The sequence below is a fragment of the Ruminococcus sp. OA3 genome, assembly GCF_022440845.1.
Lineage (GTDB): Bacteria > Bacillota > Clostridia > Lachnospirales > Lachnospiraceae > Ruminococcus_G.
In genome coordinates, this window is record NZ_JAKNTO010000001.1 from 3,785,367 (window position 1) to 3,809,320 (window position 23,954).

At 47.4% G+C, this 23,954-nt stretch carries 22 protein-coding genes; 6 read left to right on the forward strand and 16 right to left on the reverse strand.

What is annotated here, in order from left to right; all coding sequences use genetic code 11:
* Positions 1–13: 13 nt before the first annotated feature.
* The 4 genes from MCG98_RS17355 to MCG98_RS17370 all read right to left on the reverse strand — a co-directional run bounded on the left by MCG98_RS17355 (position 14) and on the right by MCG98_RS17370 (position 3,536).
* Complete coding sequence (locus MCG98_RS17355) at positions 14–634, reverse strand: NUDIX hydrolase (RefSeq protein ID WP_240303111.1); 621 nt, start codon at positions 632–634, stop codon at positions 14–16.
* A 279-nt stretch (positions 635–913) separates the two neighbouring features.
* The gene (locus MCG98_RS17360; protein ID WP_240303112.1) at positions 914–2,116 is read right to left on the reverse strand and encodes a DUF4179 domain-containing protein; all 1,203 of its coding nucleotides are present in this window, start codon (positions 2,114–2,116) and stop codon (positions 914–916) included.
* 19 nt (positions 2,117–2,135) lie between these two features.
* Entirely contained in the window at positions 2,136–2,657 is a 522-nt protein-coding gene (locus tag MCG98_RS17365; protein WP_240303113.1) for a sigma-70 family RNA polymerase sigma factor, read from the reverse strand.
* A 123-nt stretch (positions 2,658–2,780) separates the two neighbouring features.
* On the reverse strand, positions 2,781–3,536 hold the full coding sequence (locus tag MCG98_RS17370) for a MerR family transcriptional regulator (protein ID WP_240303115.1): 756 nt from the start codon (positions 3,534–3,536) through the stop codon (positions 2,781–2,783).
* 194 nt (positions 3,537–3,730) lie between these two features.
* On the opposite strand from MCG98_RS17370, the gene MCG98_RS17375 reads away from it, so the two are divergent.
* Complete coding sequence (locus tag MCG98_RS17375; protein WP_240303116.1) at positions 3,731–5,101, forward strand: MATE family efflux transporter; 1,371 nt, start codon at positions 3,731–3,733, stop codon at positions 5,099–5,101.
* Here MCG98_RS17375 and MCG98_RS17380 read toward each other — a convergent pair whose 3' ends face one another.
* On the reverse strand, positions 5,102–6,307 hold the full coding sequence (locus MCG98_RS17380; RefSeq protein WP_240303117.1) for an MFS transporter: 1,206 nt from the start codon (positions 6,305–6,307) through the stop codon (positions 5,102–5,104).
* 415 nt (positions 6,308–6,722) lie between these two features.
* On the opposite strand from MCG98_RS17380, the gene brnQ reads away from it, so the two are divergent.
* From brnQ to MCG98_RS17395, 3 genes are all read left to right on the forward strand, one after another.
* Entirely contained in the window at positions 6,723–8,063 is a 1,341-nt protein-coding gene (gene brnQ / locus MCG98_RS17385; protein WP_240303118.1) for a branched-chain amino acid transport system II carrier protein, read from the forward strand.
* Between the two features lie 114 nt (positions 8,064–8,177).
* Positions 8,178–9,002: a polysaccharide deacetylase family protein gene (locus tag MCG98_RS17390; protein WP_240303119.1), complete on the forward strand. Its 825-nt coding sequence runs from the start codon at positions 8,178–8,180 to the stop codon at positions 9,000–9,002.
* 10 nt (positions 9,003–9,012) lie between these two features.
* Complete coding sequence (locus MCG98_RS17395; RefSeq protein WP_240303120.1) at positions 9,013–10,164, forward strand: glycosyl hydrolase family 18 protein; 1,152 nt, start codon at positions 9,013–9,015, stop codon at positions 10,162–10,164.
* Positions 10,165–10,202: 38 nt separating this feature from the next.
* Here the strand turns inward: MCG98_RS17395 and MCG98_RS17400 are convergent, their stop codons facing one another.
* Positions 10,203–11,615: an amidophosphoribosyltransferase gene (locus MCG98_RS17400; RefSeq protein ID WP_240303121.1), complete on the reverse strand. Its 1,413-nt coding sequence runs from the start codon at positions 11,613–11,615 to the stop codon at positions 10,203–10,205.
* A gap of 213 nt (positions 11,616–11,828) precedes the next feature.
* Here MCG98_RS17400 and MCG98_RS17405 point away from each other — a divergent pair, with 213 nt between their 5' ends.
* A complete protein-coding gene (locus MCG98_RS17405) occupies positions 11,829–13,088 on the forward strand; it encodes a trypsin-like peptidase domain-containing protein (protein ID WP_240303123.1) in 1,260 nt (419 codons plus the stop codon).
* A gap of 46 nt (positions 13,089–13,134) precedes the next feature.
* On the opposite strand, the gene MCG98_RS17410 is transcribed toward MCG98_RS17405, so the two are convergent.
* From MCG98_RS17410 to MCG98_RS17455, 10 genes are all read right to left on the reverse strand, one after another.
* The gene (locus MCG98_RS17410; RefSeq protein WP_345891731.1) at positions 13,135–14,013 is read right to left on the reverse strand and encodes an AraC family transcriptional regulator; all 879 of its coding nucleotides are present in this window, start codon (positions 14,011–14,013) and stop codon (positions 13,135–13,137) included.
* Between the two features lie 54 nt (positions 14,014–14,067).
* Positions 14,068–16,326, reverse strand: coding sequence for an EAL domain-containing protein (locus MCG98_RS17415; RefSeq protein ID WP_240303126.1), 2,259 nt, complete (start codon positions 16,324–16,326; stop codon positions 14,068–14,070).
* A gap of 134 nt (positions 16,327–16,460) precedes the next feature.
* The gene (locus MCG98_RS17420; protein WP_240303127.1) at positions 16,461–17,255 is read right to left on the reverse strand and encodes a 4Fe-4S binding protein; all 795 of its coding nucleotides are present in this window, start codon (positions 17,253–17,255) and stop codon (positions 16,461–16,463) included.
* A 52-nt stretch (positions 17,256–17,307) separates the two neighbouring features.
* The gene (locus MCG98_RS17425) at positions 17,308–18,135 is read right to left on the reverse strand and encodes an endonuclease VIII (protein WP_240303129.1); all 828 of its coding nucleotides are present in this window, start codon (positions 18,133–18,135) and stop codon (positions 17,308–17,310) included.
* A 103-nt stretch (positions 18,136–18,238) separates the two neighbouring features.
* A complete protein-coding gene (locus tag MCG98_RS17430) occupies positions 18,239–19,126 on the reverse strand; it encodes a DMT family transporter (protein ID WP_240303130.1) in 888 nt (295 codons plus the stop codon).
* A gap of 27 nt (positions 19,127–19,153) precedes the next feature.
* Positions 19,154–20,203, reverse strand: a complete 1,050-nt coding sequence (rsmH, locus tag MCG98_RS17435) for a 16S rRNA (cytosine(1402)-N(4))-methyltransferase RsmH (protein WP_240303131.1) — start codon at positions 20,201–20,203, stop codon at positions 19,154–19,156.
* A gap of 17 nt (positions 20,204–20,220) precedes the next feature.
* Positions 20,221–20,886 carry a CatA-like O-acetyltransferase gene (locus MCG98_RS17440; protein WP_240303132.1) on the reverse strand — a complete coding sequence of 222 codons (666 nt, stop codon included), beginning with the start codon at positions 20,884–20,886 and terminating at the stop codon, positions 20,221–20,223.
* A gap of 123 nt (positions 20,887–21,009) precedes the next feature.
* A complete protein-coding gene (locus tag MCG98_RS17445; RefSeq protein WP_240303133.1) occupies positions 21,010–21,681 on the reverse strand; it encodes a FadR/GntR family transcriptional regulator in 672 nt (223 codons plus the stop codon).
* A 58-nt stretch (positions 21,682–21,739) separates the two neighbouring features.
* Complete coding sequence (locus MCG98_RS17450; protein WP_240303134.1) at positions 21,740–22,528, reverse strand: protein-ADP-ribose hydrolase; 789 nt, start codon at positions 22,526–22,528, stop codon at positions 21,740–21,742.
* Positions 22,529–22,571: 43 nt separating this feature from the next.
* On the reverse strand, positions 22,572–23,396 hold the full coding sequence (locus tag MCG98_RS17455) for a Sir2 silent information regulator family NAD-dependent deacetylase (RefSeq protein WP_240303135.1): 825 nt from the start codon (positions 23,394–23,396) through the stop codon (positions 22,572–22,574).
* A gap of 226 nt (positions 23,397–23,622) precedes the next feature.
* Between MCG98_RS17455 and MCG98_RS17460 the strand changes: the two genes are divergently transcribed.
* A complete protein-coding gene (locus tag MCG98_RS17460) occupies positions 23,623–23,949 on the forward strand; it encodes a helix-turn-helix domain-containing protein (protein WP_240303136.1) in 327 nt (108 codons plus the stop codon).
* Positions 23,950–23,954 lie beyond the last annotated feature (5 nt).

Genomic DNA, 23,954 nt, shown 5'->3' on the forward strand with positions numbered 1-23,954 from the left:
CTTTTCCTCTTTTTCAGTCAAACTGTACCTGCCACTGCGGATCTGCAGCGGCTTCAAAACACATCCTAATCTGTTCCATGCTGTTTTTTTCCGCCGCCAGCTCCGGTATCTCACTCAGTGGAAAAAACCGGCTCTCCGTGGTTTCCATATTTTCCTGAAACTCACCGCCCAGGGCCTCACACAGTACAAATACTTTGCAGACACCATGTATGTATTCGGGTATATTATGTTTTCTCCTGTCCTGTACGGCAATCAGTCTTACCGCCCGGACATCAAGTCCCGCCTCTTCTTTTACTTCTTTGACCGTATTGCTGCCGACAGACTGGTCAACATCGACCCAGCCGCCCGGAAGGGACCATGTCCCTTTTTTCTCCCTGACAAGCAATATCTTTCCGTTCTCAAAAACTGCCGCACGTGTATCGAGTTTCGGTGTCTGATACCCGGTCTCACCACAGAACAGGTTTTTCACCTGCCGGAGAGGCATCCCACTCCCGGCGCCTGCCATCTCCGCGGCTATTTCCCGAATTCTCTTAAAGCGCTCAATATCAAACTCATTTTTAGAGTATGCCAGACCACACTGCGCCAGAAACTGCAGCTCTCTCACCCATTCGATCCAGCGTTTATCTTCATTCATATTATAATAGCCTGCTTTCTTTCTCTAAGATTTAACCTCTTCCATCATAACAATACCGGGGGGAAAAGTAAAGAACCCGAGTTCACATTGAACCCGGGTTCTCCCATCAGTTATATCTTTATGAAAATTCGTGGCTGTTCAGGACGGCGCATCTTCTTGACCGAAAAAGTCGGTCAAGAAGCATCGGATGTTCATCCGATGCGGGAATTGGTGCTGAAAGCGACTTACAGGCAAGCTTGACGCAGCTTTCTGCACCAATTCCCACGCCGTCCTGAACTGTTACGAAAATTCTATCTCCGTCTGATACAGTGCTTTCTCCGGAAGCAGATATGCGTTATCTCCCTTACATTCATCCATATACGTGATATAATCGACAACATATACGCTCACTTTGCTGGTGTCCCGGCCGTGTGTGGAATAAACTTCCACAATATCTCCCTGCGATTCCAGCAGTTCCCCGTCTGCATCACAGATTGCTACGATATAGTCCGCAGGGCTTGCACCTTCCGGAATGATTGCATCTGCCTTTATCTCATATGCGGTCCTGGTGACCGCAGAGATTCCCACGCCTGCTTCATTCGTTTCATCAACTGTGACTGTCGTAGTCGAGGAATTGTCCAGCACAACATCGAAGTTAAATTCCCATTCTCCCTCATAGTGCTTCTGATCCGTAACCGGAATAGTGAGTGTCTCGCCGGGATTATCCGGGTCGTTGACTGTCTGCGTTGTGGAAGCGGTTGACAGATCTGAAAATATATCTGAGATCCGCAGCGTATAGCCAAACTGATCCGGTACTTCAATATAGCCGCCCGCACCGTCGGCAAGATACTCAAGGTCCATACGGATAATACCCGCAAACGTCTGATTATCCTCAAACTGTCCCTCAATGTAATACGGTGTTATCATTCCGTTTTCAGTGGTACACTCGACGACCCCGAGTCCTGCCTCAGAAAAATCGAATCCCACGGAGGTCGTCAGCTCCAGTCTGTCATAATCCAGCTGATACCCTTCCATATTCTGCGTGCGTATAAAATCATCCGGGAAGCCCTCTTCATTTTCGATACTGACTGCGAGATACAGCGCCATGCTGTCATAGTACGCTTCCGAGACCGTAACGGTGATTCCATTAGAGGTCTGAACATATTGACTGTCCTCTTCGTTCCCTTCGGTGACCAGACTCTGGGCATGACTGCTGTAATCACCTTTATACGTCACGTCCTCCTCCACTGTCTGGAAAATCCGCCCGATCAGCGGTATCTTTTCCGCCAGAACCGGGTTGCTGACAAAGACCGCACATGCTACCGCCGCCACTGCTGCTGTTCCAGTAATTCCTGTCAGCATCTTTCTGAATGAACGCTTTTTATATCCCGTTTTTGCTGACCTTATTTTCTGGTAAGCTTCCTCCATGCTGCGATCGATCACCGCTGATTGTGCCGGTTCCTGCCCCAATACTCTTTTCATAGTTTCTTCTGAATATTTCATATAACTGCTGCCTCCAATCCTAACGTGTAAAAGCCCTGATGGTTCCCTCTGCCTGCAACTCCTGCCTGATGATCTCTTTTCCCCGATGAAGCCTGCTTTTTACTGTATTCTCCTTCATCTCCATAATCAGCGCAATTTCTTTTGTCGTAAATTCCTCACCGTAATACAGCTGAAAAATAATTCTGCTGTCCTCCGGAAGGCTGCTGATCATATCACGGAACTCCTGCCCCGCAAAATCATCTTCCCAGACTCCGCTTAATGGTATTTCTTCCATCACAAGGCTCCTCTGATAGCTGTTGTACATCCTGTTACAGTTATTGATAAGAATCCGTATCAACCACGTTTTGAAATATTTTGCATTTTTTAATTCTTTTAAATGTTCAAATGCATCCAACACCGTCTGCTGCATTACATCAGCCACATCTTCTTCACTTTTGAAGAAGCCAAATGCGACCCGTTCCATCGCTTTTTTATGTTCTTCCATCAACTCAACGAATGCATCCGCATCTCCGCGCTGGGCACGTTTTACCCGCAATGTCATATTAACCTCCGTATCGCCCGGCCGGGGCAGTTTATCCTGTAGTGCGTTTTTAACCGCCTTACACTTATTAGATAGACCAGGCACGTGTTTCGTTGCATTAAAATGATTTTTGGCAGCTTGTTTTTATGACCAGTACATGATGGCGTTTTTGAGGAATTCGGCGCATCCTGGAATTTCTTTATCATAATAAATGTGAAACCTCTCGTCAGCCACGTACATATTGGCCAGTCCTCTATGCATCTGACTCGTATATCGTGGAGTCGTCATCTCAAGCCACTCCCTGTGCAGCAGTACAATCCGGCGTCCTTCTTCACTGTCATGCATTGTCCCCGCACGGACTGCTTCTTCCAATCCGTCCAGGATCTCCTGCTCCAGTTTCCGGAACTGTTCATAATCCTCAGGCGTCATCTGCAGCATTTTGCGGTTTGATTCATCCATCCGCTTATCCCCGTATCTCTCCCTTACTTCCTGTCCGTATCTTTTTTCATTTTTTTCTATCATATCCTGTTTAAATGCTTCAAATCTTTCGCAATCACTCATTGTTATTTCTCCTTTCATCGATGCTATCGTGCGTTCCACGGCAGATATCACACCTTCGATTTTCATCCTCTGGTGTTTCAGATCCTCCAGATGCTCATTCAGGGCCCCCATAATATCAAAATCATGGTTATACAGGACATCCGCAATCTTTTCGAGGCAGAATCCGCGCTGCCTGTAAAACAGAATCTGCTGCAGCAGCTCCAGTTCTTTCGGACCGTAATACCGGTAACCGGCTTCGCTTGTCCGTGAAGGCTTTAGCAGGCCAATTTCATCATAATATCGCAGGGTACGTGCACTTACACCTGCTATTTTTGATAATTCTTTAATACTGTACTCCATATGATTACCTCCCGAGCTTCCTGCCGTACACTAAGTATAGAGGTTTCCGCAACGTCAAAGTCAAGTGTTTATTTGACGATTTTCACAGCATCATATAATATTATATCAGTAATAGTTGAGACGACGGGAAAACCTCTTGTCCGAACTGTTACTGTATCAGGATTTGGTATCATCAAAAAAAGGGGGAATTACAGTTGGAACTTCAGGAAATTGACGAACAGAAGCGAAATGAAAAATTTATACGTATGACACAGATGCCGATTCAGAAAATCATTCCCAGAATGGCAGTACCGACAATCATCAGCATGCTGATCTCATCCTTTTATAATATGGTGGATACGATCTATGTCGGTCATCTTGACAATACCGAATCCTCGGCAGCCGTGGGCGTTGCCTTCTCTTTTATGGCACTGATTCAGGCTGTCGGATTTTTTTTCGGACACGGTTCCGGGAACTTTATCTCACGTTCACTTGGAAAAAAAGAATATGATAAAGCGAAAAACATGGCTGCCACCGGTTTCTTTCTTCCGATCGCAGTCGGTACGCTGATCATGGTGCTCGGACTGCTGTTTACCACACCACTCTCCAGAATACTGGGAGCAACTGAAACTGCCCTGCCTTATACCAACAGTTATTTGCGCTGGCTATTGCTGGGCACACCATTTATGATGTCTTCACTCGTAATGAACAATCAGCTGCGGCTTCAGGGCAGCGCCCAGATTGCCATGGTAGGCATTACATTCGGTGCAGTACTCAATATTGCATTGGATCCGATTTTTATCTTTAAACTCGGCATGGGAGTCGGCGGTGCCGCACTTGCCACGATCATCAGCCAGTTTACCAGCTGGCTTCTTCTGCTGTGCGGATGTGGGCAAAAGGGAAATATTTCCATAAGCCTGAAAAACCTTTCTCCACACATCTGGCAGTTTGGTGAGATCGTACGGTGCGGACTCCCGTCACTCTGCCGCCAGGGAATCGCCAGCGTTGCAGTGATCGCTTTAAACTGGGCGGTGAAAGGATACGGCGACTCTGCCATCGCAGCATTTTCCATCGTTTCCAGAATCACTACTTTCGCAGGTTCCGCAATGATCGGTTTCGGCCAGGGTTTTCAGCCCGTCTGCGGCTTCAGTTATGGGGCCGGACTATACGAGCGGGTCATAAAAGCCTTCTGGTTCTGCGTTAAGGTTTCAACGGTCATTCTGGTACTGCTCTCTGTTGCAGGATTCATTCTGGCCCCTGGGCTGATTGCCCTGTTCCGCAGCGGTGATCCGCAGCTGATCGCCATCGGCAGCCGTGCGCTGCGCTGCCAATGCCTGTCATTTCCACTCACAGGGCTGATCATTATGACAAATATGATGCTGCAGAACATCGGAAGAACTCTGCCCGCAAGTGTGCTCGCCATGGGACGTCAGGGGGTATTCTTTCTGCCTCTTCTTCCCCTCCTGTCAGCAGCCTCAGGACTGACCGGCACCTCATTTGCTCAGCCCGCCGCAGATGTCCTGACATTTGCACTTGCGATCCCGCTGTCCCTGCGAGCCGTAAGACAAATGCGCACTCTTCAATAATTATTGTCTCCTCTCGATCCCTATACTGACAGCAGTGACAATGATGCATATAAGCCCGGTAACTAAAAACCACATATTCACCCCTATTTTTTCGGCCACTGGTCCACCGATCAGCAGTCCGACTGGCATTGCCAGCGAGCTGACGATCCCGACGACAGAAAACGCGCGGCCCATCTTCAAAGGATCTATGTTTTCCTGCATATAAGCCATAAAGGGTATCGTATGGATATTGCCAAACGCACCCATAAATCCGCAGGATACCACAAATACCCAGAAAAACTGCATTGCCGGAGGGAGTACTCCACAGGCGGCGGATGAAATTCCTATCCCAAGCAGCCCGATGTATGACATTCGTATTTTATTCTTAACCTTGAACACACTGCCGAACAATACGGCTGCTGCCATCATGCCCACTGCGAATGAAAGTTCCACAGCACTTGCATGCCATGCGCTCCCTCTGAAATAACTGCTTGTCATCAGTGGATAAAAAGACGCCAGCGGCAGGAAAAAAACCATGCAGACTGTCTCCGCGATAATCAGCACAAGTAATTTTCTGTCCTCAAAGAATACATCAATACCTTCTTTGAACTCCCGCAGAAATTTCTTATGCGTCCTCTCATGCTCTTTCGGCATCTCAGGTATTCTCACAACCGCCAGCAGACCACTCGCAGCAGCAGCCCCGGCAAGATCACTCAGCAGTACTACCGGAAGGGGAAATGCTGCATAGAGTGCCGCGCCGATAACAGGTCCCAGCATAAAGGCGCCTGACTGCATAAACTGCGACCACCCATTCGCACGCACCAGTTCCTGTGGCGGAACGATCTGCGGTATGATCGCCTGTATGGACGGCTGATGGAAAGTACTTCCAATCCCTCTCACCAGCAAAACGATAAGCGCCGACCATACCGGAAGCTCATACTTCCACATGATAACGGCAAACACCGCCGCTGCCAGTCCGATAAACATATCCGCTGTAATGCAGATCAGCTTTCGGTTCACACGGTCAGCAAGCACACCGGCGAGCGGACTGAGCAAAATAACAGGCAGATATGCCACCATCCCGGACATTCCCAGCATCAGCGGTGACTGTGTCTCGCTGGCAATCCACCAGATCAATGCAAACTGAACCGCGGAACTTCCGACTAATGATACTGTCTGACCAAATGCCACGGTAATGAATTTCTGTTTCCACTTTAATTGTTCCATTTTATTTCTCCTACATTTTTCTTATTGATCAGTCTCCTCGTATTTGACGTTCGTGGCAATAAAAAATGCAGGCACACCATCAAAAGAGATTTTGCCTGCAATACGGTAACGGAACACAGGTGGCATAAAACCACCTGAAATGTCTGATGTTCCTGTTGATCCGTAAAAATAAGCATGACAAAACAGCTCTTTTCATGAAAGAACCGATTTTTTATCGCCTACTTATCTAAAACGGATTGCAAACATCAAGACACCTCCCTGAATTTATAATAATTGTTACGATAATGAACTCATCATAGCAAAGAGCATTTTGTCTGTCAAGCACAATACATATATTTTAGTGAAATTTCAAACACTTCATAGTAAGTAATCTGTCACAGTGCTATAATAGAATAAAATATCTGGGAGACATATGATGAAAGAAAAATTAAACTTCAGACAATATCTGACAATCGCGAGTATGTTGTTCGGTCTTTTTTTCGGAGCGGGAAATCTGATCTTCCCGGCACTCATGGGCCAGATGGCCGGAAGGAATGTGTGGCCTGCCATTGCGGGGTTCCTGATCACCGGAGTCGGACTCCCCCTGCTGGGTGTGATCGCCCTTGGAAACAGCCGGTGCAGCGGGCTGACAGAAATGAGCCAGCGTATCGGCAGGCGATATGGTGTCTTTTTTACCTGTGCACTTTACCTTACGATCGGTCCTTTTTTCGCGATTCCGAGGTGTGCCACCGTACCTTTTGCTGTCGGTATTGAGCCACTGTTATCACATGACTCCGGAAGTGCCGTCCCATTAGCCATTTTTTCATTTATATTTTTTGGAATTGTGCTGTATTTTTCACTTCGTCCGGGGGAAATCCTGACCTGGGTAGGAAAAGTACTGAATCCATTATTTTTGATTTTTCTCGGTGTCCTGATGATCACAGCATTATGCCGGCCGCTCGGAAATGTCAGCAGCATCACTCCGGAAGCAGCCTACTCATCCGGCGCATTCTTCAACGGTTTCCTGGAAGGCTACAATACAATGGATGCACTTGCCGGTCTGGCATTCGGCATTATAGTCGTCAATGTCATAAAGGGGCTCGGCGTAAAACAACCGGGCAACGTTGCCCGCTGCACCGTGAAAGCAGGCGTTTTAAGCTCTTTGATCATGGCTGTGATCTATATCATTGTCACAGTCGCAGGCACGCAGAGTCGCGGGCTCTCATCGTTATGCAAAAACGGGGGCGAAGTGCTGACGTTCATCGCCCGTCATTACTACGGAACTGCCGGAGCGGTAATTCTGGCACTCACGGTAACTTTCGCCTGCCTGAAAACTTCTATCGGGCTCATCACAAGCTGCAGCGAGACTTTTGTTCTGCTGTTCCCCGGAAAACTCAGCTACCGCGGTTGGGCAACTGTATTTTCCTGCCTCTCCTTTTTGATTGCAAATCTGGGGCTGGAGCTTATTATCAAGTATTCTCTGCCCGTCCTGATGCTTCTTTATCCCCTTGCCATCACACTGATCCTTCTGTGCCTGTTCGGAAGATTATTTGAAAACGCCCGCTGTGTCTACGCCTGCGTAACTGCATTTACATTCGCAGCAGCGCTGCTTGATTTCCTCGCTGCGCTTCCCAAACAGCTGCAGATTCTGCTTCACACAGACTTTCTGATTTCTGCCGCCCGGCAATGGCTTCCGCTGTTTGACCTTGGACTGGGCTGGATGCTGCCGGCCATTCTGGGTTTCTTTACCGGTATCATTATAAAAAAACAAAATTGATATACAGATGTTTATGCTTCAAAATTGCTGCGCACAATATGCTCCCGCAATCCTGAAGCATAAATATTTTCCGCGGACATAGATTTACAGTAAAAGGAATTCTTCAGGTATCTTATGTCTAATGTTAATTATAAGAAAATACTCGGCCTTACGTTTCTGCTCGCCGCCACTTTTTTTGCCGGCAGACTGGCAGCCCGGATCGTGGATCATACGAAACAGACGGTCTTCCGTTCGGAAGCTGTCACCGCATCTGCAGACGGAAACTGGGGACTCAGTTTCCAGGAGGAAGGCCAGCCTCCCGTCGCCAATGCCAGCATGGAAGAGCTGAAGCAGTTCGATGCATTCTACGCGGAGGATACAACGGAAAAAGTACTGTACATAACTTTTGATGCCGGCTTTGAAAATGGAAATACACCGGCTATCCTGGATGCCCTGAAAAAACACAGCGCACCTGCCACCTTCTTCATCGTCGGCAACTATCTCACGAGCAGCCCCGACCTCGTGAAAAGGATGGTTGAGGAGGGCCATACGGTTGGCAACCACACGTACCACCACCCGGATATGTCTCAGATATCAACGAAAGAAGCATTTGCCAAAGAGCTGACCGAGCTTGAGACTCTTTATCAGGAGACTGTCGGAAAGCCAATGACAAAGTATTACAGACCCCCGCAGGGCAAATACAGCGAGAGTAACCTGAAAATGGCTCAGGAACTTGGATACCAGACCTTCTTCTGGAGCCTTGCCTATGTTGACTGGTATCAGGATGATCAGCCCACTAAAGAAGAGGCTTTCGATAAGCTTCTGGGACGCATTCATCCCGGCGCTGTCGTCCTGCTCCACAGCACTTCCAGCACCAATGCGGAAATTCTGGATGAACTTCTCACAAAGTGGGAAGAAATGGGCTACACCTTTAAATCTCTTGATCAGATGAAAGCGTAGGTGCCTGTCAATGCAGATATATGTTGTTTCATCCGGTGACACCGTAGATACCATAGCCTCAGCTTTTCAGGTCTCAGCCTCAACCATAATTTTTGATAACCAGCTGGTATATCCATACCAGCTCGCCATCGGACAGTCACTGCTGCTGCAGGACGGATCGCCGCCTCAGCGGCTGCGCTCCGTTTCAGTGAATGGGTATGCTTACCCCTTTATCAGTCCCTGGGTCCTTCAGGAAACTCTTCCATACCTGACTGATCTCTCTGTTTTTTCTTACGGCTTTACTTCTGACGGCAATTTAGTCCCGCCTCTTCTGTCGGAAGACTGGATGCTGGATGCCGCAGAGACTGCCGGCACCCGGCCGATTCTAGTGCTGACTCCTCTTGGACCCGACGGTCAGTTTAATAATGAACTGATCTCTGCCGTTGTCAATAACTTCACCGTCCAGGAGCATCTGCTGAATCAGCTGATTGAGACGATGGAGACACTCGGCTACGGCGGTCTTGATATCGACTTTGAATATATAAAGGCAGAAGACCGTGATGCTTTTACGGCATTTGTCACCCGCACAGTCAACACGCTTTCTCCCCTCGGCTATCCGGTCTCTGTAGCACTCGCCCCGAAGACTTCCGCGGATCAGCAGGGTCTTTTATATCAGGGAAAAGATTATCCGGCACTGGGAGCAATTGCCGACCATGTACTTCTGATGACATATGAATGGGGATATACCTACGGACCTCCGATGGCAGTGGCACCCATCTCCATGGTGCGCCGCGTCCTCGATTATGCAGTTACGGAAATTCCTCCCGGGAAAATCGATCTTGGAATCCCAAACTACGGGTATGACTGGCCGCTGCCGTTCGTGCGCGGTGAGACGGCTGCAACTACCATAGGCAATGTAGAAGCCGTCCGCCTGGCAGTACGTTATCATGCTGTCATTCAATTTGATGAGACCGCCCAGTCTCCTTACTTTTATTATGAAGACGAAGGCATCACACATGAAGTGTGGTTTGAAGATGCGCGCAGTATCCGGGCAAAGCTTGGACTGATCCAGGAATACGGCTTAAGAGGCGCAGGATACTGGCAGATTATGCAGTGGTGGCGCGCCAACTGGCTGCTGATGAACGATATGTACACGATAAATAAAATAAACGGGGGCACTTGAAATCAAGTGCCCCCGGAAATTTCAGATCAGCTGTCTGTCTATTCTTTTCCATTGAAACAGTACGTACAAAGTTTGCACGGCGAAATTCCAATAGATTCTTCCAGGTCATCCAGCCTGTGATAGCGCAATGTTGTAAAATTCTGCTCTTTTCTGATCTCCTCCAGCATCTGCTCATATCGTTTGCTGGAAGGGTCTGCGTAGTCGTCCAGAATCTCCTTCGATACCTGATCGCCTTCCCGGTCCTTGATGATCCTTCTGGTGATCAGATCCAGTTCGGATTTGGAACGTGAGAAGTTCAGATATTTACAGCCATACAGAAGCGGCGGGCAGGCAGGACGTATATGTACTTCTTTTGCCCCGCTCTGGTACAGGAAATCCGTTGTCTCACGCAGCTGTGTGCCCCTCACAATGGAATCATCAATCAGCAGAAGTTTCTTATTCTGAATCAGCGCCTTTACAGGAATAAGCTTCATCCTTGCGATCAGGCTTCTCTGGTCCTGATTCTGCGGCATAAATGACCGGGGCCATGTCGGTGTATATTTAATAAAAGGACGGGCATATGGGATCTTGGATTCATTAGCGTAGCCGATCGCATGCGCTATACCGGAGTCAGGAACCCCTGCGATAATATCAGGATCTATGGCTCCGCTGTCTCTTTTCGCCAGCATACTGCCGCATTTATAACGCATCTCTTCAACATTGACGCCTTCATAGGAGGAAGTTGGATATCCATAATATACCCAGAGGAAGGAACAGATCCGCATCTCTTCTCCAGGTTCACTTAACGTCTTGATTTCATCCGGGGTGATAAAGACGATCTCCGCGGGTCCCAGTTCTTTGCAGTCGCTGTACCCGAGATTGATATATGCAAAGCTTTCAAAGGAAACACAGTGTGCCCCATTCTTTTTACCGATAACCATCGGCGTCCTTCCATAGCGGTCACGCGCTGCATACAGACCTTCCTTTGTCATGAGCAGTATCGTCATGGATCCATCCACAATTTCCTGAACATAACGGATTCCTTCTGTAATCGTCTCCTTTTTGCAGATCAGAGCCGCAACAAGTTCTGTTGCATTGACCTGTCCCCCGCTCATCTCCTGAAAATGTGTATTTCCATTCTCATAAACATATTTCAGCAACTCATCCATGTTGTTGATTTTACCAACCGTTGTGATAGCGAAGCTCCCGAGATGTGACTGTACCAGCAACGGCTGCGGCTCATAATCGGAGATACATCCGATTCCCAGATTACCTTCCATCTCTTCTACATCGCGTTCAAATTTGGTCCGGAAAGGTGAATTTTCAATATTGTGAATCGCGCGCTGGAATCCCTGCTCCCCGCATGTTGCCATTCCGCCTCTTCTGGTTCCCAGATGTGAGTGATAGTCTACACCGTAAAACAGCTCTAATGTACAGCTTGTTTTCGAAGCGACTCCAAAAAATCCTCCCATAAATGATTTCTCCTTTTTCTGCTATATGTTGTTATGTATTTTTTCTTTACTTCTACTTTACCATAACTGCATCTGTCCGGTAAAGGGATGAACACATTTTAACCACAATTTTTCTACACTTTCTCCTTATTTTCATAACAATTTAACCACAATTTTTCTCTATACTGTTTATAAAGCAAAAAGAAAAAACACAGTAGAGGAGATGTGATTATTATGACAAATAAAACTTATATAAAACGGATATCCAGAAAAGCAGGAGGCATCCTGCTTAGCGCCATACTCTTTGGCGGCACAGCTGCATTTGCATTTCAGGGTGTGAATGCACTTACCTCCACGAATACCCAGGCCAAAGCGGCATCGGCGGATAACTCCGACGCCAAAGACGCCAATGTTGCCAGACTGAGTACCACCAGTTCAGGTTCTGCCTCGGCAGGCAGTATGGATGTATCAGAAATTGCATCCGGCGTGATGCCCTCCGTCGTCGCCATCACCAGCAAATCCGTCCAGGAAGTACAGGATTATTTCGGAATGTTCGGCACAGGAGGCGGTGCGCAGACTCAGGAGGTTGAGAGCAGCGGTTCCGGCATTATTATCGGTCAGAATGACAGCGAGCTTTTGATCGCAACGAACAATCACGTGGTCGAAGGCTCAGATACACTGTCTGTATGCTTTATTGACAACAACGTCTATTCTGCAGCCATAAAAGGTACCGATTCTGACAATGACCTCGCGGTAATCGCCGTTCCTCTGGACCAGATTTCATCTGACACTATGTCACAGATCAAAGTAGCTGCTATCGGTGATTCAGATTCTATGTCCGTTGGAGAACAGGTAGTCGCCATCGGCAACGCACTCGGCTACGGACAGTCAGTGACAACCGGTATTGTCAGCGCACTTGACCGCAAAATCGACGACAGCGAAACTTCCCCGACATTGATCCAGACCGACGCGGCGATCAATCCAGGCAACAGCGGCGGTGCCCTCGTCAATATGAACGGTGAACTTATCGGCATCAACTCCGCAAAATTTGCTTCAACAGAAGTTGAAGGTATGGGGTATGCAATCCCTACCGCAACAGCATCACCGATCCTTCAGGAGCTGATGAATCAGCAGACCCGTGAAAAGGTCTCCGATGAAAATGCTTCTTATCTGGGAATTTCCGGCCAGGACGTAGACAGCGAAACGGCATCCGCATACAATATCCCCACCGGGGTCTACGTATCCTCAGTTACAGATCAGAGTCCTGCTGATCAGGCAGGCATCCGCCAGGGAATGGTCGTCACTGGATTTGACGGAAAAAGTATTTCCAGCGTAGAAGAACTGAAAAGTACCCTGCAGTATTATGCAGCAGGCGAGACTGTAAACCTTACGGTCCAGGTAAATAACAGCGGTACGTATGAGGAACAGACTATTTCCGTAACACTGGGATCTTCCCTTCAGGATTCAAATCCCGTAAACACTGTTCAGAGATAACAAAAAGATGCAGAAGAGCTTATAGCCCGCTCTTCTGCATCTTTTTTCAGTTATTTGCTTTCACTGCACGGAGTTCTATATAGCCTCTTGTACCAATCGGTTCAAGCTGGATGCGCGGATTGGAGTCATCCCATGCAAAACCCGTGACTGAAGGCTCGTATGTTTCCATTGCATGCTGCACCTGCTCAATAGCTTCACAGTAATATTCCTCCTGAAAAGGCTCGCCCTGAAACATCATATATTTTGCGGCGGGCAGCTCTATCACTTCAAATCCTTTCGGAACTTCTCCTGCACACCCCGGTGCCAGTTCCACCCCCTGCACATACTCCGAAGTCCCGGGTCTGCGATACGCCTCAGGCAGCCACAGGCATACCGGCTCCCCGCTGATCGAACGGATGCTTCTGAGGATTCCCCAGACATCACATCCCACCTCGTCACAGTATGCAAAGTAATCACCGGCATTGACACCACGCTTGATGATGACTTCCCGCGCCGGTTTCTCCACAAGCTGAATAAATACATTTTTTACGTTCTCCATTGGTTTCCTCCTTTTAACGGTCTGGTATTTTACACCATAGGGGGTAAACAGACAGATGGGAACCGGGTGTTGTGCATAGGCCCGGGGATTACATCCGAATTCCCGGAAAAAAGCCCGCTGATATCCATCGACACTGCCGAATCCAAGTTCAAATGCTGTATCCGCAACCTTCACTTTCTCATCGCGCAGTCTGAGAGCCGATTTCGACAGCCTGTGTCTCCGGATATAATCAGCAGGCGTAAGATTTGTCCATCTGATAAACAGACGGTAGGAATGCCACGGTGAATAGCACGCCGCTTTTGCAAGGTCCGCCATTTTAATGTCTTCGTACAGATGGGCATCAATAAAGTCCTGCATCCTCTGTACCGCTTCAATCTGTTCCTTCATATCTCTCACCACTCTATATTGGCATTCTACCGTTTCCATTAAGAAAACTCTCGACTAAATTTGCTGTTGTTTTCCAAAGACCAGTTCTTCAAACTTATCGACCGGCATTGGTCTGGCAAAATAGTACCCCTGACCGATATCACAGGATATCGACTTTAGAAATTCCATCTGCCTGCGGGTCTCAATGCCTTCGGCAACTGTTACAATGGACAGATCTTCTGCGAGCTGAATCATATTGCGTATGATAGCCTCCCCCCGCGTGGAGTCTGCCTGCTCAGATAAGAATTCTTTATCCAGCTTCACTTCATCAATATCCAGCTCTTTAAGCGTATTGAGGGAAGAGTACCCGCTTCCAAAGTCATCCATGGAGACAGTGAAACCAACTTTATGCAGCTGGCTGATAACATTTTTAATCTGGTCCAGGTTATTCATGGAAACACTCTCCGTCACCTCCAGTATGATCTGGGAAGGTTCCAGATGATAGTGGTCTACGATCTTATGGAATCTGTCCAGATACTCATCATCATAGAAAAACAGCCGTGACTGGTTCACAGATACCGGCACTGCCTCATATCCCGCCTCTTTCCATCTGGAAAGGCAGCGGCATACCTCCTCGAGCATATACATATCCAGATTGGAAATAAATCCGTTTTGCTCAAATACAGAAATAAATTCGTCCGGATAATAAACTGTGCCGTCCTTTGCATACCAGCGCACCAGCGATTCTGCGCTGTTCACCTTCATTGTTTTCAGGTCATACTTAGGCTGCAGCACCATCACAAATTCTCTGTTTTCCAGTGCATCATACATTCTGCTCTCGATCTCACTCTTTTTGCTGGCCTGCTGATGCAGGGTCTCATCGTAAAATGCGATCGGTTTTTTATCGTTCCCTTTCACGCTGTTTAAAGCCAGCATTGCACAGTTCATCACTGTATCCAAATCCGTTTTGATCTCTGAATAAAAGTCTTCGATGATTTTAACACCCCAATTGGTGATAATGTGATAACTCTGATTCTGACTGAGTTTAAAATTATTGACTTGTTCCCGTATTCTCTCCAGACGTTCAGTCAGCGCATCTTTTCCATGAAACTTTAAAAGCATCCCAAAACGATCGGCGCTGTCACGATAATACGGCTCTTCCCTCTCCGTCTCATCGGCAAGCACTGCAGCAATATGCTTGAGCAGTTCATCTCCTGTTTCATACCCGTAAAATTCATTGATAAATTTAAATCCGCTGATGTTCAAAAGCACCATCGCATACTTCTGTGTTCCCGCCGGCAGTCCGGGCACCTCGGTTATAAACTGGTTTCGGTTTCCTGCCCCGGTCAGCAAATCTGTATACGCGAGCTGCCGCATACTCTCCTGACTTCTTCTGATCAGCCGGTTAATATAGATGAACAGAATACTGAACATCAGGATAATGCAGATTAATACTCCCAGAAACACGGTAATCAACGTGTCAAAGTTATGATTCAGAAAATCCTGCGGTACCAGGCAAAACAGCTGCCAGTCATTGATTCCCACTGGCATGATGGTAACCCAGTAATGAGAGCCATTATAATCAAACACGGTAAAAGAGGACTCTCCATTCATGAGATTAGACAACACCTCGTGTTTGGTTGTCTCCTGAATATCCCCCATGTCAAACATATTGTCGAGCTGTTCCTGAATCACGACATGGCTTGAGCGGATGATAAAGTCCCCATTGCGGTCGATAATGTGTGCAAACGCCTCACCATCAAAAATTTCCTGCTCAATAATATTCGAAAAAGCAGATGTCAGCATGGACGCTGTAAGAACCCCAACAATCTGATCATCATGATAGACCGGTACACCATAGCAGATGATATCATTCCCCGTATATTCATCTGTCATTTTCTCTGAGACAGTACATTCACCTCCGAGTGCCCTGTCCAAAAAAACCTCACTGCTTACATCCTGTCCATATCGTTTACTGCCGCGTGCGTATATGAAATAGCCGTTTTTTTCCGGCGTGACAAAACCTATGGAAAAGAAACCGCTTCGGCTGCTTTCCACCTCCAGATAGGACAGTGCCTTATCAAGATCAAAAGAATCTGTCTGCCCAATAAATGCAGAAAGTGCTTCCAGGGTCTGAAAATTACCATCCAGCTGTGCCGTTATGATATTTTTATACTGCGTCACAATCTCATCCAGATATTGTTTCGCTTCCTGCCGCTGCGCTTTCTGAATACTGGCGTAAGTGAACGCGCTGATTCCAATAAGAATGGCGCTGATGACTGCTACCAGGATTCCGGAAACCAGAACCTGCCTTTCTATGTTCGTATTGTCCAATTCTTTTCCCTCATCCGCACTGCAATATAGTTACATTCTTATCATACACGATGGTCTGTGAATGTTCAATACTGCACCGGAAGGCAAAAAGGAGAAACCACTTAGTTTCTCCTCCAATTCATTCACCTTATAAACTATTTATCACCGTAATTACCAGCCGTAAATATCGCAGGTTCTTTGCGCAGCGCCAGGAGATTATTTTCAAGCTTCTCTTTCAGCGCTTCAAACTGAGGACCTGATACTTTTCTGGAATGTTCCGGGCAATTTTTCACGCAGGCCAGGCAGTCGATGCATTTTCCGGCATCCGTATCCCGCGGGTTTTCCTTTGACACAGCGCCGACCGGACAGACTTCCGCGCATTTCCTGCACCCTGTACACGTCTCATCACCCACAGGACAGAACGGCATCACCATGGTATCCCGGTACGGATGATTCCCGGGCACTGTCAGCCCTCCTTTTGCCCATTCCCCACGCTCCATGATTTCCTGAATTCTGCCGGCAAATTCATCCACTGCCCGCATATCCGTCTCATCAGGGCGTCCGGCAGCAATGCGGTCCGAGAAAGTATGAGGTGCAAGCCATGCTCCGGCAGCAATGCCAATAAATCCATTGGCTTCACAGATTTCTTTTTCTTCCAGAAGCGCATCGTCAAATTCGCGGTTGCCATAACTTACATTGAAAACAGCCGGTGTATCACAGCCTTTTATTTTATCAAAAATTCCCCCTTCTATCTGCGGCAGACGTCCTGCATAGACCGGTGCCCCGAAGATCACCACATCATCGGGCCCAAACGTATGCTCCCTGCTGCGGTTTTTGGGCACTGTCAGATCGATGGTACAGACCTCAGCCGACAGTCGTCTTGCAATCTCTGTCACATATGTCTGCGTTCCTTTTGTTGGACTGAAATACACTGCGGTTACTTTTTTCATTCTTACCAACCCCTTTTCATATTGTATACTTATCTCATAGTTTCTTTTATTATTATCGTATCTTCTGACACGCAGGACAGAAATAAACCGTACCACCCAGATAAGTCATTTTCTGTATTGTATTTCCACAGTACGGACACGGTTTTCCGACCGTTTTCTTACTCAGTTTCGTAATGTATCCTCCGCTTTCTCCGAAAATATTCCTCTCTGTATCCCGCCCTCCGCCTGTGATCATCTTCTGCAGCACTCCGGTGACAGCCTCATATACACGTATCCAGTCGGAGTTGCGAAGCCTGCCGATTTTCTGCTTCGGGTGCAGCCCGGCTTCCAGCAGGATATCCTGAAGCACTCCGTTGCCCAGCCCCGGTATTCTCTGATTGGTTGCAAGAAAAGCTTTCATCGAAATGTTTTCGCCCCCCTCATCACGGAGCGAACGAAAATATGCAGGATCAAACGCATCAGTACACGGCATCGGTTTTTCTTTCGCTGTGTGATAATAAAAATTGTCATACGTCTCCGGCTGAAACAATGACATGGTCCCATACATCTGTACCGTACAAAGCAGTGAGCTGCCATCTTCAAAGGTAATCCGCATCTGATACTTCTCGGGCAGTTTTACTCCTGCCGGATAGAATCTGAAATTGGTTCCATCCCCCGCCACAAACCGGTATTCATCCAGCATCATCTCCACCATGCTGCCGATTCCACAGGCTTCCCCCACCGTTTTTCCTTCCATTATATGTCGGTATTCCTGCGGTGTCTTCGTGTACCATGCAAAACCATGTTTTGTATGTTCACTCTCAACTTCTATGATCTTTTTCCCCATCACGGTATCATTCAGTTGTTTTGCAATCATTAAACTCTCCGGTATTTCCAGCATGTTATTTACCTCCTCTTCTGTCAGAAATCAGCGTCTTCTCAGATCATAACACTTTAAAGCTGACACCATATGTCATGTTTCAGCATTATAAAAGACACAGATTTCATACACGTTTCTCGCGTATTCTAACTCCCTGCCGCCCTTTCCCGATCTCATGGAGACATGTAAAGCCCAAAATCAACACAGCCCCAACCGCCTGCGCAGGCCTTATAGCTTCTCTGAAGATAAATACAGACACAAGTATCGCAACGAAAGGATCAATATAACTCAGGATCGCGGTCTGCTGTCCCGGCATGTCTTTAATAGAAGAAAAATACAGCCAGTAACAAAGTCCTGTGTGCAGTATACCAACAATCAGCAGGTTTACGATGCTTGTGCTGGATGTGTTTTGAATATGAAATCCCCCCTGAAACAGCAAAATGACAAGCAGCAGCGCAACAGCTCCCTCAAACTGAATAAAGGTGCGGTCCAGACCGCCGACGTCCTTTACTGTTTTATTTATCAATACCACACTCGCATAGAATGCCGCTGCTCCAAGTCCAAAGAGAATCCCGGGGAAATCCCCATCTGACCCTAAACCACCGGCACCGATCACCAAAACAAGTCCCAGCGTCGCCATTGCAAAACATGCCAGCTGAAACAGTGTCATTTTCTCTTTAAACAGAATCGGTGCCAGGACAATAACGATTACCGGAGCAAAATAATAGGCGAGTGTGGCAACCGCCACACTGGTATGTTCATATGCCATAAAAAGCAGCGCCCAGTTAATCCCTGCTGCCATACCGGAGAGAAACAGGAGGCCTCTTTTACTTGCCGTGACGACAACGGACGTCCTCCTGTAAAAAAATTTTCTGATCAGCCACAATACCGCCAGAGCTATGACGCCACGCCAGAAAGCCGTCTCCATCGAACTGAGCGCTATATTGCGGACAAAAATGGCAAGTGTTCCAAATGCTGACATCGCCATGATATTTTTCAGTTGTGGCGTCACCGCAGTTTCCTCCCCCTGCATTTTTACTTACGCTTTGATCGCCCACCTCATCTTTGTCGAACGCGCACGGGGGTTCCGAAGGCATTCCTCCGCGGACGGACGGATCACCTCATCTGCAACTTCGCTGTAGATTCCCGCACGCTGCATCTGTTTGAAAGATTTTTTCACAATCCGGTCTTCCCCCGAATGGAAGGTCAGTATGGCCACACGCCCGCCCTTCGCCAGAGCATACGGCAGCTTTTCGAGAAATTCATATAACACTTCATATTCACTGTTGACATCAATGCGAAGCGCCTGAAATGTCCTCTGACATGATTTTTTCGCGGTCTCTTTCCTGTCGTCAGCCTTAAGAGAGCCAAGCGTATGTTCAATGATCTGTCTCAGCTGTGTCGTTGTGGAAATATCCATGCCCTTTTTCCTGGCCGAGACCACAGCTCTTGAAATTTCTTCGGCATACGGTTCATCTGCATTTTCGATCAGCATTCCCTGCAGCTCTTCCCTCGAAATATTTTTCAAACGCTCTGCAGCCGATATTCCCCGCTGCGAATCCAGTCTCAGATCCAGCGGACCTTCCTGTTTATAGGAAAATCCCCTGTCCGGATTATCAATCTGCATGGACGATACCCCCAGATCTGCCAGCACAAAGTCAAAAGGTCCCGCTTCAGACGCCACCTGATCAATATCCGCAAAGTTCAAATGCCTGATCGTCAGGATATCATCCCCGTACCCCAGGTCCGCAAGCCGCTCCCTGGTCCTGGCCGATTCAACAGCATCCACATCCAGGGCATAAATGTGGCCGTTTGACTGCAGGCATTTCAGCATTTCCAGCGTATGCCCGCCATATCCCAATGTCACATCCAACCCGGTCTGTCCCGGCTTGATCTGAAGAAACTTTAATATTTCATTGACACATATGGAAATGTGCATGCCGACCGGGGTGCTGCCTTTTTGTATCACGTGTTCCACAGTCTCCGGGTATTTCTCCGGCTGAAGTTCTTTATATTTCTCCTGATATGTCCGGGGATGTGTACCTTTATAACGGACCCTCCGCTGATGCCTGTTTTCCTGGTTATCCATCGATTTCCTCCTGTATCTTACCGTCGATTATTCTTTTCATTATAATACAAAAGAAAATAAGTATCCAGATAATTCTGAAGCCTTTCTGCAAACTTACCAACATGAACTCCGTCCACAAATGAATGGTGGACCTGAACGGAAAAGGGCAGTATGGTTTTCTCATCCCGCTGAAGGTATTTGCCCCAGTCAAACAGCGGTACTGCGTTTCCCTGACGCCCGGCATTGGTATGTGAAATATGAGTATAGAAAATCCAGGGAAGCGGAGAAAAAGAATAGACATCGTTTCCCAATGGACCGGTAAAATACTCTTTTTGTGCCTCCGCAGCTTTTCGCGCCGCCTCTATATATGCCTCCATGCTGTCCTGCATGGGGACATTGACAACTTTAAACAGTTCTTCATCTTTTTCCAGATACGTAAACGATGTGTGGATCCGGTTATACAGTACAACCTTCCCATCCAGGAAGCGATAACGAAATTCTTCCGTTTCACTCGCACATTCGGTCACTGCATAGATCATGGCAAGTGTAAATGAATACTCCAGTGCCCGGCACCCCCGCAGAAACTCTGTAATGTCCAGTTCAAAACTGATACAGTACTGAGGTTCCACGCTGTTTTCAAAAATACGGCAGTGCATATCACGTTTCCACCCGTTTCGGTCTATTACCTGATAACTTTGCTGCATACGTCTTCCTCCATTATGTTTGGTTTCTTGTATTATATTCCCATAGTTGTATACTGTCAATTAAGTTGTATGTTGTCTGAAATTCAAAAAGAGGTCCGTGTATCACACGAACCTGTTTTTCCCTCACTTTATTTCTAATTCCTGCATTGCATGCAGAAGGTGGATTTTCATCGCATACCTGGCTCCTTCCGAATTTCCGGCAAGTAAAAATTCCGTAATCAGCCTGTGGTCCTGAAGGGTGTCACTGACAACCTTTTGATTCTGTACGGAGAGCCTGACCCCCTGATCGATTGCCTGATAGATAACCGGCATGAGTTTGTTCATAAATTCATTATGTGTCGCTTTGGCAATCGCCTTATGGAATCCGCGTTCAACCTCCGTGCGGTCTCTGTTCTCCGAAACAGCCCGCTCTATCTCCTTCCCCAGAAGAGCAATATGCCTGATCTCTTCCTCGCCCGCCCTCTGCGCCGCCAGAAAAGCAGCTTCCGGCTCAACGATCAGCCGCATCTCGTACAGATCCCGGATATCCGTTTTTATACCGCCCAGCGTGGAAAGCCCGCATTTTTTATCCAGCACTAAATCATTCCTTACATAGGTCCCCCTGCCTCTTAATATCTCCACAACTCCATTTGCCGCGAGGATCCGGATCGCCTCTCTCAGAGTCGTTCTGCTGATTCCCAGTTCCTCCGACATCTTGTTTTCATTCGGAAGTTTTTCTCCTGGCAAAAACCTTTTTTCTATTGTGATCATGGTCAAAATGTCATCTGCCACTCTGTCCGACAACCTGTCATTCATTATCCACACCGCCTTTTTTCATCTTGTCTCAGTATAGCACGGATCGGAAAATATTTCATCACTCCTGTCTCTCCAATAGTTCCCGATATAGCATGTAATCTTTATCCGTAAACACATTGAATATCACCTGTCTGACAGAATCGTTCTGTTCCAGAAAACCGGCTACGGTATTCACCGCTATTCTGGCTGCCTCATCCTGCGGAAACTGAAACACCCCCGTTGAAATACAGCAGAATGCAATCGATTTTATATTATTCTGAGCAGCCAGTTCGAGGCAGGAATAATAGCACCCCGCAAGCTGCTCACAGTCCTGCTCACTAAGCGGTCCGGAAATTGCAGGTCCCACCGTGTGCAGAACGTAACGGCACGGAAGATTATATCCCGGTGTGATCTTTGCCGCTCCGACAGGTTCCTCATGTCCCTGTGCTTTCATGATCTCATGGCATTTCAGCCGCAGCTGCACCCCTGCAAACGTATGGATCACGTTGTCAATGCAGGTATGACCTGGCAAAAAGCAGCCAAGCATAGCACTGTTTGCCGCATTTACGATCGCATCAGTTCTTAAGCGCGTAATGTCCCCCTTCCAGAGATACATACGGCTGTTCAAACGGACAGGCTGAAACAGACTGCCGTCTACAATCCCACCCTGCTCAATTTCCCTGGACAGATACGCGTCCTGCACCTTCAGAAAGCCCGGTGCCGCGGGAACCGGCGGTCTTATATTCATCAGGGAACAAAGCAGCCGTTTCTGCCCCTCCGTATTGTCCGGAATCTTCAGATTCCGATACTCAGGCATCTCTTTCATCAGCTCTTCAATCAGATAAATCCTCATGCCATCCTGTGTCATATGTCCACCTCATCCCAATTTTATTTTTGCTCCTCATGCGTACTCAAAGACTGAACAGCACTCTTCCAATGTCATCATTGATACAGACAGATTTCTCCTTTATATCCCCGGGGACAAATGCCTCTCCCTGATTGATGCAGACATATGCGGCTGTTTTCCACTGATAAACCATTTGCCAGAAACTGTATTTTATAATACCCGGAGTGTTATAACCGCTGCCCAGCTCCCAGAACAGTACCCTGAGGTTTTTGTGGGCTTCCAAAAAACGGTTATACCGTTCCCCGGCGTCATGCCATCCTTCATCTTCCACAAATGTACTGTCCGCCCTCAGATTCATATTCATCGGTTTGCCGCATACAGGACAGTAAGGGATAAGCCTGGAAGGTATCCTCATATCTTTTTGCTGTGCCACCATCTGATGCACGGTGTCTTCATTGTCATAAGTTTTTTGATGGCATGGTCCGGAACACTGCCAGAGACCATAGTCACCCTGTGTATAGAACAACCTCTTTTTTTCAAACCCGGCTTTCTGAAACTGATGATCCACATTGGTGGTCAGAACAAAATAGTCTTTATCTTTTACCAGTTCCAGCAGCCTGTCATACACCGGTTCTGGCGCCTCCTGATAACGATTGATATAAATATAACGGCTCCAGTACGCCCAGTATTCTTCCAGTGTATCATACGGATAAAATCCTCCGGAATACATGTCCTTAAAATGATATTTACCTGCAAAGTCCTTAAAATACCGCTCGAAGCGCTCACCCGAATATGTAAAACCGGCGGAAGCGGAAAGACCAGCTCCACCGCCGATAACAATAGCGTCTGCCCGCTCAAGCTGCCCCTTTAAAAGCTCTATGTCTGTCATAACCCATGCACCCCGTTTCTCTGCTGTTGTTCTTACTATATACCAACCGTTAACCACTGTAAATTACGCACCAAAAAGTGCTATAGTATCTTTCGGAAACCATAACACTTTCCGGTAACTTCTTGTTTTTTTTACAGACTGGGTTATAATGTAAGTAACCTATATTTTTATCCATACACTCTTTAAAATACCAGGGTGTCCATGTACACCCCGAGGAGGTGGACGCATGAATCCGACAAAAAAAATCCCGGACTGTCCGGTGGAAATGACGTTACAGCTGATCGGTGATAAGTGGAAAGTACTTATCATCCGCGATCTTATGACAGGAACAAAACGCTTTAATGAACTGATGCGCTCCGTAACAGGGATCACACAGAAAGTTCTGACCAGCCATCTTCGCAGCATGGAGGCAAGCGGTCTGCTCACCCGGAAAGTGTATCCTGAGGTTCCCCCAAAAGTAGAATACACACTCACAAAAACCGGATACAGCCTGAAACCAATCCTCGACTCCATGGTCGCCTGGGGAACAAACTATAAAAACAGTCTTGAATGATTGAT

Excerpts from the sequence above, each read along its gene's own strand:
- MCG98_RS17440 (WP_240303132.1), bottom strand. The coding sequence starts at position 20,886 with ATGCAGCAAAGTTATCAGGTAATAGACCGAAACGGGTGGAAACGTGAT.
- MCG98_RS17460 (WP_240303136.1), top strand. The coding sequence starts at position 23,623 with ATGAATCCGACAAAAAAAATCCCGGACTGTCCGGTGGAAATGACGTTA.
- MCG98_RS17395 (WP_240303120.1), top strand. The coding sequence starts at position 9,013 with ATGCAGATATATGTTGTTTCATCCGGTGACACCGTAGATACCATAGCC.
- MCG98_RS17425 (WP_240303129.1), bottom strand. The coding sequence starts at position 18,135 with ATGCTGGAAATACCGGAGAGTTTAATGATTGCAAAACAACTGAATGAT.
- MCG98_RS17355 (WP_240303111.1), bottom strand. The coding sequence starts at position 634 with ATGAATGAAGATAAACGCTGGATCGAATGGGTGAGAGAGCTGCAGTTT.
- MCG98_RS17390 (WP_240303119.1), top strand. The coding sequence starts at position 8,178 with ATGTCTAATGTTAATTATAAGAAAATACTCGGCCTTACGTTTCTGCTC.
- MCG98_RS17450 (WP_240303134.1), bottom strand. The coding sequence starts at position 22,528 with ATGACACAGGATGGCATGAGGATTTATCTGATTGAAGAGCTGATGAAA.
- MCG98_RS17365 (WP_240303113.1), bottom strand. The coding sequence starts at position 2,657 with ATGACATTGCGGGTAAAACGTGCCCAGCGCGGAGATGCGGATGCATTC.
- MCG98_RS17420 (WP_240303127.1), bottom strand. The coding sequence starts at position 17,255 with ATGAAAAAAGTAACCGCAGTGTATTTCAGTCCAACAAAAGGAACGCAG.
- MCG98_RS17400 (WP_240303121.1), bottom strand. The coding sequence starts at position 11,615 with ATGGGAGGATTTTTTGGAGTCGCTTCGAAAACAAGCTGTACATTAGAG.
- MCG98_RS17380 (WP_240303117.1), bottom strand. The coding sequence starts at position 6,307 with ATGGAACAATTAAAGTGGAAACAGAAATTCATTACCGTGGCATTTGGT.
- MCG98_RS17445 (WP_240303133.1), bottom strand. The coding sequence starts at position 21,681 with ATGAATGACAGGTTGTCGGACAGAGTGGCAGATGACATTTTGACCATG.
- brnQ (WP_240303118.1), top strand. The coding sequence starts at position 6,723 with ATGAAAGAAAAATTAAACTTCAGACAATATCTGACAATCGCGAGTATG.
- MCG98_RS17405 (WP_240303123.1), top strand. The coding sequence starts at position 11,829 with ATGACAAATAAAACTTATATAAAACGGATATCCAGAAAAGCAGGAGGC.
- MCG98_RS17455 (WP_240303135.1), bottom strand. The coding sequence starts at position 23,396 with ATGACAGACATAGAGCTTTTAAAGGGGCAGCTTGAGCGGGCAGACGCT.
- MCG98_RS17370 (WP_240303115.1), bottom strand. The coding sequence starts at position 3,536 with ATGGAGTACAGTATTAAAGAATTATCAAAAATAGCAGGTGTAAGTGCA.
- MCG98_RS17360 (WP_240303112.1), bottom strand. The coding sequence starts at position 2,116 with ATGAAATATTCAGAAGAAACTATGAAAAGAGTATTGGGGCAGGAACCG.
- MCG98_RS17410 (WP_345891731.1), bottom strand. The coding sequence starts at position 14,013 with ATGAAGGAACAGATTGAAGCGGTACAGAGGATGCAGGACTTTATTGAT.
- rsmH (WP_240303131.1), bottom strand. The coding sequence starts at position 20,203 with ATGGATAACCAGGAAAACAGGCATCAGCGGAGGGTCCGTTATAAAGGT.